Annotated in this window: 11 protein-coding genes; 5 read left to right on the forward strand and 6 right to left on the reverse strand. The window is 61.5% G+C overall.

What is annotated here, in order from left to right; all coding sequences use genetic code 11:
• The first annotated feature begins 45 nt into the window (after positions 1-45).
• Positions 46-1626 (forward strand): FadD3 family acyl-CoA ligase, encoded by a 1581-nt coding sequence (locus ACA054_RS22060; RefSeq protein ID WP_497686154.1) that lies wholly within the window; start codon positions 46-48, stop codon positions 1624-1626.
• Positions 1627-1754: 128 nt separating this feature from the next.
• Here ACA054_RS22060 and ACA054_RS22065 read toward each other — a convergent pair whose 3' ends face one another.
• Entirely contained in the window at positions 1755-2633 is an 879-nt protein-coding gene (locus tag ACA054_RS22065) for an SDR family NAD(P)-dependent oxidoreductase (protein ID WP_497686155.1), read from the reverse strand.
• Positions 2630-4372: an FAD-binding protein gene (locus ACA054_RS22070; protein WP_497686156.1), complete on the reverse strand. Its 1743-nt coding sequence runs from the start codon at positions 4370-4372 to the stop codon at positions 2630-2632. The genes ACA054_RS22065 and ACA054_RS22070 overlap by 4 nt, the downstream gene beginning before the upstream one ends.
• Positions 4373-4746: 374 nt before the next feature.
• Between ACA054_RS22070 and ACA054_RS22075 the strand changes: the two genes are divergently transcribed.
• The 3 genes from ACA054_RS22075 (at position 4747) to surE (ending at position 8782) form a co-directional block, all read left to right on the forward strand.
• Positions 4747-6324 carry a DUF1302 domain-containing protein gene (locus ACA054_RS22075; protein WP_497686157.1) on the forward strand — a complete coding sequence of 526 codons (1578 nt, stop codon included), beginning with the start codon at positions 4747-4749 and terminating at the stop codon, positions 6322-6324.
• A 23-nt stretch (positions 6325-6347) separates the two neighbouring features.
• On the forward strand, positions 6348-7727 hold the full coding sequence (locus ACA054_RS22080; protein WP_497686158.1) for a DUF1329 domain-containing protein: 1380 nt from the start codon (positions 6348-6350) through the stop codon (positions 7725-7727).
• Between the two features lie 77 nt (positions 7728-7804).
• Complete coding sequence (surE, locus tag ACA054_RS22085; protein ID WP_497686159.1) at positions 7805-8782, forward strand: 5'/3'-nucleotidase SurE; 978 nt, start codon at positions 7805-7807, stop codon at positions 8780-8782.
• A 403-nt stretch (positions 8783-9185) separates the two neighbouring features.
• Here surE and ACA054_RS22090 read toward each other — a convergent pair whose 3' ends face one another.
• The 4 genes from ACA054_RS22090 to ACA054_RS22105 all read right to left on the reverse strand — a co-directional run bounded on the left by ACA054_RS22090 (position 9186) and on the right by ACA054_RS22105 (position 12713).
• A complete protein-coding gene (locus ACA054_RS22090) occupies positions 9186-9644 on the reverse strand; it encodes an REP-associated tyrosine transposase (protein ID WP_497686160.1) in 459 nt (152 codons plus the stop codon).
• Positions 9645-9848: 204 nt separating this feature from the next.
• The gene (locus tag ACA054_RS22095; protein WP_497686161.1) at positions 9849-10964 is read right to left on the reverse strand and encodes a 3,4-dihydroxy-2-butanone-4-phosphate synthase; all 1116 of its coding nucleotides are present in this window, start codon (positions 10962-10964) and stop codon (positions 9849-9851) included.
• A complete protein-coding gene (gene lipP1, locus ACA054_RS22100; RefSeq protein ID WP_497686162.1) occupies positions 10961-11887 on the reverse strand; it encodes a LipP1 family hormone-sensitive lipase in 927 nt (308 codons plus the stop codon). Before lipP1 ends, ACA054_RS22095 begins: the two co-directional genes overlap by 4 nt.
• Entirely contained in the window at positions 11874-12713 is an 840-nt protein-coding gene (locus ACA054_RS22105) for an SDR family NAD(P)-dependent oxidoreductase (RefSeq protein ID WP_497686163.1), read from the reverse strand. The genes lipP1 and ACA054_RS22105 overlap by 14 nt, the downstream gene beginning before the upstream one ends.
• 146 nt (positions 12714-12859) lie before the next feature.
• Between ACA054_RS22105 and ACA054_RS22110 the strand changes: the two genes are divergently transcribed.
• A complete protein-coding gene (locus ACA054_RS22110; RefSeq protein WP_497686164.1) occupies positions 12860-13903 on the forward strand; it encodes a 3-ketosteroid-9-alpha-monooxygenase, oxygenase component in 1044 nt (347 codons plus the stop codon).
• The last annotated feature ends 15 nt before the right edge of the window (positions 13904-13918 follow it).

The raw sequence follows: 13918 nt of genomic DNA on the forward strand, positions 1-13918 counted from the left end.
CGGCCTACTCCCTTATCGTACTTGTCTTCTAACCGGGGAGGCCCCATGCCGCCTGTCGCTACCGCTCTGACCTTCGCTCAATTGTTCGCCAACACAGCCCAGGCCTTTGGCGACCGCCCGGCCATCGAGGACGCGGGCCACACCATCAGCTATCGCCAACTCGACCAGTTGCGCAGGCAAGCTGCCCGCGCGCTATTGGCCCTCGACGTTCAGCTCGGGGATCGTGTGGCGATCTGGGCGCCGAATGTGTGGGAATGGATTGTCGCTGCTGGCGCCTTGCAAAGTGTCGGTGCGGCCCTGGTGCCGCTCAACACCCGCATGAAAGGCAGCGAGGCCGGTTACATCCTGCGCGAGAGTGGGGCCTGTGTGCTGTTTGCCATCGGTGAGTTTTTGGGGGCCGATTACCCGGCCATGTTGGCGGCGGAAGAATTGCCGGCGCTGCGCCACATCGTCAGCTTGCGCAGCACTGGCGCGGGCACGTTGAGTTGGGAGCGCTTTCTGGATCTGGCAACCGACGTGCCGCAACTGGCACTGCGCACCCGCGAACAGAACGTCGGACCGCAAACGCTATCCGACCTGTTGTTTACCTCCGGCACCACCGGCAAACCCAAAGGGGTGATGACCAGCCACGGCCAGAACCTGCGGATCGTGCGTGACTGGAGCGATATCGTCGGTTTGCGCGAGGGCGATCGCTACTTGATCGTCAACCCGTTCTTCCATTCCTTCGGCTACAAGGCCGGTTGGCTGGCGGCGCTGATGCGCGGCTGCACGATTGTGCCGCAGCAGGTGTTCGACGTGCAGTCAGTGCTCGACTGCGTGCAGCGTGAACGAATCACCGTGTTGCCTGGGCCACCGACGCTGTATCAGTCGTTGCTGGCTCATCCGCACCGCAATGAATTCGACCTGGGCTCCTTGCGCGTGGCGGTGACCGGGGCGGCGGCGATTCCGGTGGAGATGATCCGGCGCATGCGCGACGAGCTGGGTTTCGCCACCATCGTCACCGCGTATGGCCTGACGGAAGTCTGCGGGTTCGCGACGATCTGTCGCTCCGGTGACTCGGCGGAACGGGTCGCCAACACCAGTGGCCGGGCGATGCCTGGCGTGGAAGTGCGTTGTGTCGGCAACAGCGGTCGCAGCCAACCGGCGAACATTCCCGGTGAAGTGCAGATTCGCGGCTACAACCTGATGCAGGGCTATTTCAATAATCCGCAGGCCAGCGCAGAGATTCTCGACGCCGACGGCTGGCTGCACACCGGCGACATCGGCATGCTCGATGAACAGGGTTACCTGCGCATCACCGACCGCCTCAAGGACATGTTCATCACCGGTGGCTTCAATGTGTACCCGGCAGAGATCGAGCAGTGTTTGCTGACTTATCCGGGTGTGGCCCAGGCGGCTGTCATTGGCATTCCCGATGAACGTCTCGGTGAAGTGGCGATGGCGTTTCTGTTGCCGACACCGGGCATCGAGATCGAGCAAACTCGATTCCTCGCCTGGTGCCGTGAGCAGATGGCCAACTACAAGGTTCCGCGGCGGGTGCAGGTGCTGCAAAGCATGCCGATCAATGCGGCGGGGAAAGTGACCAAGAATGTGTTGCGGGAGTGGGCACTGCAGCCCGCCGAGTAAAACGCAATCCCTGTGGGAGCGAGCTTGCTCGCGATAGCGTCAGGTCAGTCGACATAGATGTTGTTTGACACTCCGTCATCGCGAGCAAGCTCGCTCCCACAGTTTTTGTGTTTGCCGGGATGATGGAGTCAGACCACCCGCGCCGGATGCTGCTGGCGAGGGTCGCCCAGCATGGCGCGGTGCGACGGTGGCTGGCGGCCTTCGGCTTCGCTGATGCCATAACCCGGCGCGATTTCAGCGGTGATCAGGGTCTGCCCGGACAACGCCATCAACTGCGGATCATTGAGCAACGCATGAATCACCCGCCCGTTGAATTGCGGGGTTTCGGCGTGGGCGAGAAACGCCTGGTACTGCTCGCCGTGGACATCACCCGCAATCTTCGTGCGTTCAGTCAATTGCGGGCCGAGCCACAGCGACAGCGCCGCCACGCCCTGCCCTTCGAAATCGACCGCCATGTCGGCTGCCAGCTTATCGACACCGGCCTTCTGCGCGCCGTACGCCGGGCCATGCATGTAGCACCCGGCACCGAATGACGAGGTGAAGCAAATCAGCCCTTGATTGCTGCGCAGCAACAGCGGCGCAGCGTAGTAGCTGGCGGTATACGCCGAACGCAGACCGACGTCGAGAATGCGTACCAGCTCCAGCGGCTTGGCCCAGAACGGGCCGGGTTCGATCAACTGGTCATGGATGAACGCGGCGTTGTTCACCAGCAGGTCCAGTTGCCCGCATTCCTCTCCCACCCGGGTAAACAGCGCCTGCACCTGTGCGTCATCGGCGTGATCACAGACCACTGCGATGCCGCGCCCACCGGCGGCGGTAATCGCCGCCGCGGTGTCTTCCAGCGAGCCGCGCAACGCGTGCCCATACACATTCGATCCGCCCTGCTCGGGGGCGCGGCCGGTGACATACACGGTCATGCCCGCCGCTCCCAAGGCCAGGGCGATGCCTCGCCCTACCCCGCGACTGGCACCAGTAACGACGGCGATCTGCTGATGCTGCTGGTTCATTCAACACTCCCGAACAAGGTTTTCGCCGCAGCGGTTTCGCTCTGGCGCTTGATGTGATTGGCTGCCAGGTAACCAAAGGTCATGGCCGGGCCGATGGTCGAGCCGGCACCCGGATAGGTGCGCCCCATCATCGAGGCGGCGCTGTTGCCAATGGCGTACAGGCCGCTGATCGGTTCTCCGTCTTCATGCAACACACGGGCGTGCACGTCGGTCAGCAAACCACCCTTGGTACCAATGTCCCCGGCGTCGATGCGCACGGCGTAGAAAGGCCCTTTGAGCAACGGCGCCAGGCATGGGTTGGGCTGCACGTTCGGGTCGCCGTAATAGCGGTCGAACAGCGATTCGCCCTTGTGGAAGTCTGCGTCGACGCCCAGCACCGCCATGGCGTTGAAACGCTGCACGGTGCGCACCAGCCCGCCAGCATCGACGCCGATCGTCGTCGCCAGCGCTTCCAGGCTCGACGCCTTGTGGAAGTAATCACGCAGGTGTTCCGGCAACTGCCAATCGCGCTGGGCATAGCCCGGTAGCAAGGCGCCGCACGGGTATTTGCGGCGGAACTCGGCGTCGAACACCATCCAGCACGGCACGCTCGCCGCGCCTTCGCGGTTGTTGGCGTACATCGCATAGACGATATCGGTGTAGGGCGCGGCTTCGTTGACGAAACGCTCGCCCGCCGCGTTGACCATCACACAACCGGGCAAGGTCCGCTCGACGAACAAGGCACGTTGTTTTTCTTCGCCCTTGACGTAAGTGGTCGGCGCCCACCAACTGTGTTCCATCAACGCGGTTTGCGCACCGATGGCCTGGCCGGCGCGGATGCCGTCGCCGGTATTGTGCGGCGGTGTGGCACTCCAATCCGACCTGGAGGGCTGCGGTAGATACTGCTCGCGCATCGCCTGGTTACGCTCGAAACCACCGGCGGCAATGATCACGCCGTAGCGTGCCTTGACGTTGAGCAGTTGACCGTTGCGATTGACCCGCGCACCGCCGACCCGGTCGCCGACCAGCAACAATTCTTCCAGCGCACAGTTGAGCCACAGCGACTTGCCGCGATCCTGCAACGAACAGCGCAAGGCACCGATCAAGGCATTGCCCAGGGTCAAATAGCGGTCGCGTCGAGACATGCGCCGACCCTCGCGGTCACGCCAGTAGCGCCACATCACCCGCAGGGTCAGGCGCAACCAGCCAGGGCCACGGCAGAGCAACACTTGCGCTTCCTTCATGGTCATCGCCATGCGTCCCATCATCAGGGTGCCGGGGGATGGTGGGCGCATACGCAGGAATTCTTCGCCGAGTTCGGCGGCATCGAACGGTTGCGGGTCCATGGAGCGATAGCCCGGTTTTCCGCCCTCGACTTCCGGGTAGTAATCGGCGTAGCGAGGTTGCGCCTCGAAGCGCACGCGTGTCTGGTTTTCCAGGTACTCGACCATCTCGCGGCCGTGCTCGACATAGGCTTCGATGCGACCGTCGTCGATCTCACCGTGGGTGACGGCGCGGATATAGGCTATTGCCTCGGCCACCGAATCGCTGCCGCCGATGGCGCTGATCCGGTGGTTGTTGGGGATCCAGATGCCGCCGCCGGACACCGCCGACGTGCCGCCGTACTCGCCGCTCTTTTCGATCAGCAAGGCATTCAGGCCCAGGTCGTGGGCGCGCAATGCAGCGGTCATGCCCCCAGCTCCCGAGCCAATCACCAGCACATCACAGCACTCGTCCCATTTGATCCCGGCAGCGTTCATGCGATCACCCTTGTTCAGCGCCCATCAGGCAAAAACCGCCGCTGCCGGATCTTCGCCCGGTGCAGTCGGTCTCGGGATTGTTCGCCGCGCGAGCCGGGTGTTCATCGTCCGATGGGACTAAGGCGCAGACGACGATCCCTTGTAGGAGCCGGCTTGCTGGCGATAGCGCCGTGTCAGGTTCATCGATATTGACTGATGCACCGCTATCGCCAGCAAGCCGGCTCCTACAGCGATTCGGTGTTTGGTGCTCCCCTGCAAATCGCTTAGTCCGCTTGGACGATGTTGCGCGCAAGTCGTGACTCCATAGTCGCCCACAGCACCAATCACCCCCTGAAATGCAGGTCGGGCAGGCCTGACCTGGGCATGAGGACGACATGATAAAAACAATAATCGCCCCACAATCGCTGCATCCGCGCACACAGCTGGCCATGCTGTTGCTGGCTGGCGGGCTGGGCAGTCAAGCCAGCGCGATGAACTTCCAGCCGAACGAGGATCTGCGCGTGGACTGGGACACCACGCTGACCTACAGCCTGGCGTGGCGGGCCGACTCACGCGATCACAAGCTGGTGGCCAATGCCAACGGCAACGATGGCGACAACGCATTCGACAAGGGCAGCCTGATCAACAACCGCGCCGGTTTCCTCACCGAGGCCAACATCAAGTGGCGCGACGATTACGGCGTGTTCCTGCGCGGCACCGGTTTCTACGACAACGTTTACGACCAGGGCAACGACAACGACACCGGCACCTCGAACTGCTTCGCCGGCGGTCATTGCAACCGTCCGGACCGCTTCTCCCAGGACACTATCGATCAGCATCGCAATGAATTGCGCATGCTCGATTACTACGCCTACGGCACTTGGGACCTGGGTGGCCACAACCTCAACGCGCGTCTCGGTAATCAGGTGGTGAGCTGGGGTGAAAGCCTGTTCTACCCCGGCATTTCCGCTGCGCAGAGCCCGGTGGATGCGACCAAGGCGACCACGCCGGGGGTCGAGGTGAAGGAAATCCTCCTGCCGGTCGGCCAACTGTTCACCCAGTTCAGCCTGACCGACAGCCTGGATGTACAGGCCTACTACCAATACAAATGGGAAAAGACCGAGATCTTCGGTGTCGGCAGCTACTTCTCCTCCACCGACTTCATCGACGAGGGCGGCTTCAACGACGCCACCGGTTTCCTCACTCGCCTGGGTGACGACAAGCCAAGTAACGGCGGTCAGTACGGCCTGGCGTTCACCTATGCCGCCGAGTCGCTGAACAACACCGAGTTCGGCATCTACTACTCGCGCTATCACGACAAGACCCCGTCGCTGGACTTCCAGACCGATCTGGGCCACTACCGCGCACGCTACTTCGACAACATCGACCTATATGGCGCCAGCTTCTCCACGGTCATCGGCGATGTGAGCTGGGCCGGTGAAGTCAGCTACCGCGACGGTTCCCCGGTGATGGTCGACAACGGTTTCTCAAGCCCGGTGCGCGGTGAAACCCTGCAGGCGCAGACCGCGATGATCTACGTGGTCGGCCCGACGTCCTGGGCCGACAACACCACCCTGACCGGCGAGGTGGTCTACAACACCGTCCTGAACAACGACAAATCGCAACCGGTGACCCTGGCTCCCGGCTTCACGCTGCCGGGCACCGACAGCCTGGTCTACGACCGCGACGCCTGGGGTTACACGGTGCAAGTCAACTTTGACTACAACAACGTGTTCAGCGGCTGGGACATGTCGCTGCCTGTCACCTACAGCACCGCCGCCCAGCATGACAGCGCCCTGGTGGGCTCGATCAACTCGGGGCAAGGCGACGACCGCGCCAGTATCGGCAGCTCGTGGCGCTACCTGGGCAACTTCACCGTCGAGGCCCGCTACAACGCCTACCTGGGCAACGCCAACAACGCGCCGTTGGCCGACCGCGACAACGTCGCCCTCAACTTCAAGTACCGGTTCTGATTCCCCTGTTGGAGGAGCACAGCATGTCTAGATTCACCCACACCTTGTTGGGCACGGCACTGGCCGTCAGCCTGCTAAGCAGTGGCCTGGTTCAGGCCAAGGTCAGCGAACAAGAAGCCGCACGCCTGGGTCAGGACCTGACCCCGATGGGCGCGGAAAAGGCCGGCAACGCCGATGGCAGCATCCCGGCATGGACCGGCAAATGGCGCGGCCTGCCACCGGGACTCAAATACGCCGGCCCCGGTACGCCGTACCCGGACCCGTACGCCGCGGAAAAACCGTTGTTCGTGGTCACTGCTAAGAACATGGACAAGTACGCTGACAACTTGACCGACGGCCAGAAAGCGTTGCTCAAGCGCTATCCCGAGACGTTCAACATTCCGGTCTACCCAAGCCATCGCGACTTCCGTTTCGATCAGCGCCTGGAAGACATGGTCAAGAAAAACGCTGTCACAGCCGACCTGGCCAATGACAACAACGACACGCTGAACGCCTGGGGCGCCTCGCCGTTCCCGATTCCGAAGAACGGCAGCGAGTTGATGTTCAACCACACCCTGGCCGGGCGCGCCAACACCGAAGAGGCCAACTACGGGCAGGCGGTGGTGTACTCCAACAAGGAGCGCGTGCTCGAAGAGGTCAACTACAAGATCTTCTCGATCTGGTCCAGCCCGGATAAAAACCTGGACAGCGCCAACGGCATTCTCACCAACTTCCTGATCACCACCCTGGAACCGGTGCGCAAGAAAGGCGAGATCGTGGTCGGCCACGAGTTCATCAACCCGACCGCCTCACCGCGTCAGGCCTGGCAGTACAGCCCGGGTCAACGCCGCGTACGTCGCGCGCCGACCGTGGGCTATGACTCGCCAAGCGGTGCCGGCGGTTTCCGGGTGTATGACGAAGACCGTTTGTTCAACGGGGCGCCGGATCGCTACAACTGGACCATCGTCGGCAAGAAAGAAATCTACATCCCTTACCACAACTACAAGATCGACGATCCAAGCGTGAGCAGCGACCAGATCCTGGCCACCACCGGCCACATCGATCCGCAGTACATGCGCTATGAAAAACACCGGGTGTGGGTATTGCAGGCGACCCTCAAGGAAGGCGCCCGGCATATCTACGCCAAGCGTGTGCTGTACCTGGATGAGGACTCCTGGGCCGCCACCCTGGCCGACAACTACGACAGCCGCGGTGAGCTGTGGCGCACCAATATGCAGACCTCGATCTACGCCTATGAGATGCAGCGCTACCACGCTCGCCTCGGCATCTACCATGACCTGATCGCCGGCTCGTACCTGGTTGACCGGATGCTGATCGATCAGAAACCGGCCAAGCTCAACGCCACCGCCTTCACCGAAGACGAATTCACCCCTGGCAACCTGCGCAAACTCGGCACCCGCTAAACCCGCCGCGCCCCGACCGATTTATTCGGTCGGGGCGTTGTGCTTTTCTATAGCTGCCCATTTCACGGAAATTTCCCATGAACAAACTGCTCACTGGCGTTATCGCCGTGGCCAGCGTCGGTCTGTCGATGCAGGCCAATGCCCTGAACATCCTGCTGACCAACGACGACGGCTGTCGCGCGCCCGGCATCGATGCGATGTATCGCGCCCTGACGGCTGCCGGACATCAAGTCACCCTGGTTGGCCCATTGAACGACAGCAGCGGCATCAGCGCCGCAAGTGTGGTCGTGCCCGGTCAGGCATTGGCGGTGACGGAGCTGGCGCCGGGCAAATTCTGCGTCGGGCCACCTGAGGGCTACACCTCGCCCGCCGGCAAGACATCGGCGATTGGGACGCCGGTGGACGCGGTCAACGTCGGGCTTGATGTGATTCTCAAGGACAACCGGCCAGACCTGGTGGTCTCGGGCAGCAACTTTGGTGAAAACGTGGGTCCGTTGACGCAGATGTCCGGCACTCTCAATGCCGCCGTGCGCGCGATGTTCAAGGGGATTCCGGCAGTGGCGGTGTCCACGGCCATCGACATGGACCTGATCATTCGCGATCAACAGGCGGGTTATCGCAAGACGCTTGGCGCCATGGACGACACGGCGCGGTTTGCGGTGGAGGTCATCAAGCAGGCAAGTCTTGCCGGCGCTGAAGCCAGACAGGCTTGTGCCAAGAACAAGCTCACCTGCGAATTGAACGTGCTCGGTTTGCCCGGCGTGAGCGGCCTGAACCTCAATTACCCACCGCTCAAGCCTGAAGAGATCAAGGGTGTTAGCTTTGCCCCGATTGGTAATTGGGACCGCGTCAACTTCACCCCACAACGCGACGCCGACGGCGTGGTCCACGTCAACCTGGCCGCACCGTCCACACCAACAGCCGCCCAGCAAAAGGCCGATGCGTATCAGCTGTGGCAGGGGCATGCGGTGATCACCGTGATCGACGGCAACATGACCGCGCCGGATGCGGCGCAGGATCAGGCGAAGAAGGTGTTGCGAGGGGTGAAACCTTAAGCCCGCGCAGAACGGTGTTAATCAAAAACCCCTTGTGGGAGCGGGTGTATGCAACATCTGCGAACAACAAAAAATATTGTGGGAGCGAGCTCGCTCGCGATGAGGCCGGCACATTCAACATGGATGTCACCTGACACTCCGCCATCGCGAGCAAGCTCGCTCCCACAGGGTTAGCAGGTGCATGCATCATCTGCGGATAACCAAAAAACACTGTGGGAGCGAGCTTGCTCGCGATGAAGCCGGCACATTCAACATGGATGTCGCCTGACACTCCGCCATCGCGAGCAAGCTCGCTCCCACAGGGTTAGCGGGTGTATGCAACATCCGCGGATAACCAAAAATCAGTGTGGGAGCGAGCTTGCTCCGGGCGGCGCTCCGAGGATGGTGGCTACGCGGTTACGGATCAAACCCATATCGCATCCCACAGCGGATAATCGCCCAGCTTCTCCACCAACCCCGCGCGCAACGGGTTGGCGACGACATATCGAGCAAGCTTTACCAGATCCTCATCCCGCCTCAACGCCCGATCATGATAGCCCTGTTGCCAAAGACTACCTTTACGTCCGACGGACATGTTCACGGCCCGCGTACTCAACGATTTGGTTTTTTGCATCAACCCACTCAGTGAACACTGTTGCAATTCAACCAACCAGTGAAAATGATCGGGCATGACGACCCAGGCCAAGGTGTTCGCCCAACTTTGTTCCTGCGCTTCTCGAAATTGTTCAACGACCAATCTGCCCAAGGCGAAATCCTTGAAGACAGGTTTTCTATCAAGTGTGTTGGTGGTTAGCAGAAAAATCCTGTTGGTCTCAGCATAACGACCAATACGTAGACGATGTGAAGCAGGTAAATCAGGCATTCCATTGCCCTCTCCATAATCAAGTCATGAAGAAGGCTAGACCGGTTAATGCTTGGACTCTGAGGCAGCTTGCGACTGGATGTGTCTGGTAGATAGCTATCGCGAGCAAGCTCGCTCCCACAGGGGTTGTGGGTGTACGCAGATTCATCGGCAACCGGATTTATTGTGGGAGCGAGCTTGCTCCCACAAGTTTTTGTGCTGGCTTTAGATCGGAGGTTGGAACGGCACAAATTCCGTCACTTGCAGATCGAAACCGGACACGGCCTTGTACGGCACCGGCGAGCTCATCAGACGCATTTTGCGCACGTTCTGGTCCCGCAGGATTTGCGCACCCACGCCCAAGGTCCGTTGCGGAAATTGCGGTGTACGCTGCTTGCCGCCGCTGCGCTGGCGCAACTGCTCCAGCACGCCATCGGCGGTTTCCTTTTGTGCCAGCAGCACCAGCACGCCACATCCGGCTGCGGCAATGCTCGCCAGCGAACGCTCCAGGGTCCACTGCAGTGGCCCGCCTTCGCTTTCGCAGCCCAGGGCATCGCGCAAGGTCTCGATGCTTTGCACCCGCACCAGCACCGGATGCATGCTGTCGATCCGGCCTTTGACCAATGCCAGGTGCAGCGCGCCTTGATAGGTGTCCTGATAGGTCGTCACCCGAAACTCGCCGTGGCGGGTGTGCAACGGGTACTCGTCACCGCGTTCGATCGTGCCTTCATGCAGGATACGGTAGTGAATCAGGTCGGCGATGTTGCCGATGCGCAAGCCATGACGATGGGCAAACTCGTGCAACTCGGCACCACGGGCCAGCTCGCCCTCCTCGTTAAGTATCCCCACCAGCGTTGCCGCCGGTTGCAGGCCCGCCAGACGCGTCAGGTCGCACGCGGCCTCGACGTGTCCGGCACGCTGCATGACGCCACCGGGCAAGGCTTGCACAGGAAAGATATGCCCCGGCTGCACCAGATCCGCCGGACTACTGGCCGGATCCACCGCCACCTGGATCGAACGCGCCCGGTCTGCCGCGGAGATACCGGTGGACACCCCGGTCGCCGCCTCGATGGAACGAGTAAAACCCACACCGTGCTGCGCCCGAGAGTTAGGCACCATCAAGTCCAACCCTAGTGCGCGGCAACGTTGCTCGGTCAGCGCCAGGCAAATCAACCCGCGTGCCTGCACCGCCATGAACGTAACCGCCTCGGCCCCGGCCTGTTCGGCAGCCATCAGCAATGAGCCTTCACCGTTGTGTTCGTCGTCGGTGATCACCACCATCTGCCCGGCAGCAATGGCCTCGATCAGTTGTGGCACCGTGTTGAACAACGCGCCGTTCAATTGAATGCCCTGCGCAGGTCGGCGGCCGCATCGGCCAACGCCAGCGCTGCGCGTTCGACAAAGGGCGCCATGCTGATGAAGCCGTGAGTCATGCCTTCACAGCGTTGCAGGCGCACCGATACGCCAGCCTCAAGTAAACGCCGGGCAAACGCCTCGCCCTCATCACGCAAGGGGTCGAACTCGGCGGTGAGCAACGTCGTCGGCGGCATCACCGCCAGTGAGTCGGCACGCAGTGGTGAAGCCAGGGGATCGTCGCCCTGCCCGGTATCCTGCAGGTATTGCTGCCAGAACCAGTACATCATCGCGCTGCTGAGCAAGTAGCCTTCGGCAAAATCCTCGTAGGACTGACTGTCGCAACGGGCATCGGTGACCGGGTAAAACAAGCATTGATAACTGATTTTCGGCCCTTGGCGTTGCGCCGCAATTTGGCTGACCGCCAGCGCCAGGTTGGCGCCGGCACTGTCCCCGGCCAGCGCCAGCCGTCCGCCATCGACGCCCAGCGCAGCAGCGTTTTCGACCAGCCAGCAAGTGGCGGCATAACAATCGAGCGGACCCGCAGGGAAATGGCTTTCCGGCGCCAAGCGGTAAGCGACCGACACCACCACCGCCTCTGCCTGGCGGGCCAGGGAACGGCAGAGATTGTCGTGCGTATCGAGATTGCCCATGACGAACCCGCCTCCGTGGAAAAACACCAGCAACGGCAAGTTGCCCTCATCCACAGGCCGATACAGCCGCGCATCCAGTTCACCTTCCGCGCCGGCAACCCGCAGCTCCCGCACTTCGATCATCGGATCGCCGGGAATCGCCGGCAGCAGGTTGTCGGAAAACTGTCGGTATTGAACGGCATCGACCTGGCTGAAATCGGGCTCCGGCAAGTCGCGAAACTGCTGGAGCACCCCAGCGATCTGTTTATCGAGCGGCATGGGTTTGTCCTTCTACATCGGTCATTTGAAACTGGGGATTGGTCTCGTGCAGGATGCTTTGCACCCGTCGCTCCAAGGCCGGTTTGAAGCCTTTATGGGGCAGGATCCAGAAGCGTTTTTCAGCAATGGCCGCGAATACCTGCGCAGCCAGTTCGGCTGGCGTCATGCCTTGGCGGATGGTGTTGTCGAGCAATTGACTGAAGTCAGACCCGGCGCTGTCCACCACTTGATTTGAAGCCATGATTTCGCTGGCTACGGGCCCAGGGCACAGCACTGAAACCGACACCGGTGCACCGAGCATGGCCAGTTCGTAGTGCAGGGTTTCCGAGAGCGCGACCACCGCTTGCTTGGTGACGTTGTACGGCGCCATCAACGGGCTGCTGACCAACCCGGCAAGGGATGCGGTGTTGATCACATGGGCTGCTCGACCTTGACCCAGTAACAGCGGTACAAAACTGCGAATGCCGTTGATTACGCCGTTCAAGTTGACGTCGAGCATACGTTGCCATTGCGCATCGGTGATTTCCCAGCTGAAGCCGGTTTGCATGACCCCGGCGTTGTTGAACAGGTAATCCACACCGCCGAATTGCTCGACGGCGCGGTCGCGCAAGCGTTCGACCTGCTGCACATCGCCGACATCGGTGACACAGGCAATCGCCTGCGCACCACCGTTGGTTAATTCATTGCACAAGCTTTGCAGGCCTGCTGCGTCCCGATCCGCCAGCACCAGGCGCATGCCCAGCGTCGCCGCGTGTGCGGCCAGACCGCGGCCAATACCACTGGCGGCGCCGGTAATCACCGCTACCGGCCCTTGTTCATTACTCATCGCCAACTCCTGCCATGGGTCCAATGCCGCCAGTAGAGCGGGCCTACTGAAAGCAGCCATCGTCCATTCAGACGATGCCCGCTTTTACAGGGCCGGCAGAATCCCTTACATGCGCCAAACCCGTGATCCCTTGGGAGAATAATAAGATGAGTACCCTGCACCGCATCGAAGCCAAACTGCTGGAAGATCGCTACGCCCGCGGCTGGCATTGCCTGGGCCTGGCCGCGCAATACCGCGACGGCAAGGCCCATCGCCTGGAGGTGTTCGGCACCCGTCTGGTGGCGTTCCAGGGTGAAGATGGCGAACTGCATGTTCTTGATGGCTACTGCCCGCACATGGGTGCCGACCTGAGCACCGGTTGCGTTGAAGGCAACTCGATCCGCTGCCCGTTCCACGCCTGGCGCTGGGGCGCCGATGGCGTGTGCGATGACATTCCCTATGCCAAGCGCATTCCACCACGGGCCAAAATCAAAAGCTGGCCGATCATGGAAGAGAACCAGTTGCTGTTTGTCTGGAACGACCCGGAAGGCAACCTGCCGCTGCCCGAACAACGCATTCCACGCATTGACGCCTGCTTCAGCGTCGAGTGGGCAGCCTGGGAAGTAGCCGAACTGCAGATTGGCACCAACTGCCGCGAACTGATCGACAACATCGCCGACATGGCGCACTTCGGCACGGTCCACGGCGCGCCGGTCGAAGAATTCATCAACATTTTCGAAGGCCACCTGGCCACCCAGATCATGCGCGCCCGCAGTGAGCGTCTGTCCGGCGACAGCGTGTTGACCACCGAAGCCACCTATTTCGGCCCGGCCTATCAGATCACCGAAATGAACGGCGCCATGAACGGCCAGCCGATCAACTCGATCCTGCTCAACTGCCACGTGCCGATCGACCTCGACAGCTTCACCCTGCGCTACGGCGTGCTGGTGAAAAAGATCCAGGGGCTCAGCGAAGAGCAGAACCAGGCGATGGCCAAGGCCTACGTGGCGCAGGCGCAAGCAGCCTTCTACGAAGACGTGGCCATCTGGCACAGCAAGACCCGCGTCGACAACCCGCTGCTGTGCGACGGCGACGGCCCGGTCTACCAGTTGCGCCGTTGGTACGAGCAGTTCTACACCGACGTCCAGGCGCTGTCGGCGGACGTGCACGAGCACAAAAAATTTGTCGTGCGCGCCAGCGAACGGGTCTGACGCCAGCGGCTTTTC

Source organism: Pseudomonas sp. LBUM1653 (assembly GCF_059716115.1).

Excerpts from the sequence above, each read along its gene's own strand:
- ACA054_RS22060 (WP_497686154.1), top strand. The coding sequence starts at position 46 with ATGCCGCCTGTCGCTACCGCTCTGACCTTCGCTCAATTGTTCGCCAAC.
- ACA054_RS22065 (WP_497686155.1), bottom strand. The coding sequence starts at position 2,633 with ATGAACCAGCAGCATCAGCAGATCGCCGTCGTTACTGGTGCCAGTCGC.
- ACA054_RS22070 (WP_497686156.1), bottom strand. The coding sequence starts at position 4,372 with ATGAACGCTGCCGGGATCAAATGGGACGAGTGCTGTGATGTGCTGGTG.
- ACA054_RS22075 (WP_497686157.1), top strand. The coding sequence starts at position 4,747 with ATGATAAAAACAATAATCGCCCCACAATCGCTGCATCCGCGCACACAG.
- ACA054_RS22080 (WP_497686158.1), top strand. The coding sequence starts at position 6,348 with ATGTCTAGATTCACCCACACCTTGTTGGGCACGGCACTGGCCGTCAGC.
- surE (WP_497686159.1), top strand. The coding sequence starts at position 7,805 with ATGAACAAACTGCTCACTGGCGTTATCGCCGTGGCCAGCGTCGGTCTG.
- ACA054_RS22090 (WP_497686160.1), bottom strand. The coding sequence starts at position 9,644 with ATGCCTGATTTACCTGCTTCACATCGTCTACGTATTGGTCGTTATGCT.
- lipP1 (WP_497686162.1), bottom strand. The coding sequence starts at position 11,887 with ATGCCGCTCGATAAACAGATCGCTGGGGTGCTCCAGCAGTTTCGCGAC.
- ACA054_RS22105 (WP_497686163.1), bottom strand. The coding sequence starts at position 12,713 with ATGAGTAATGAACAAGGGCCGGTAGCGGTGATTACCGGCGCCGCCAGT.
- ACA054_RS22110 (WP_497686164.1), top strand. The coding sequence starts at position 12,860 with ATGAGTACCCTGCACCGCATCGAAGCCAAACTGCTGGAAGATCGCTAC.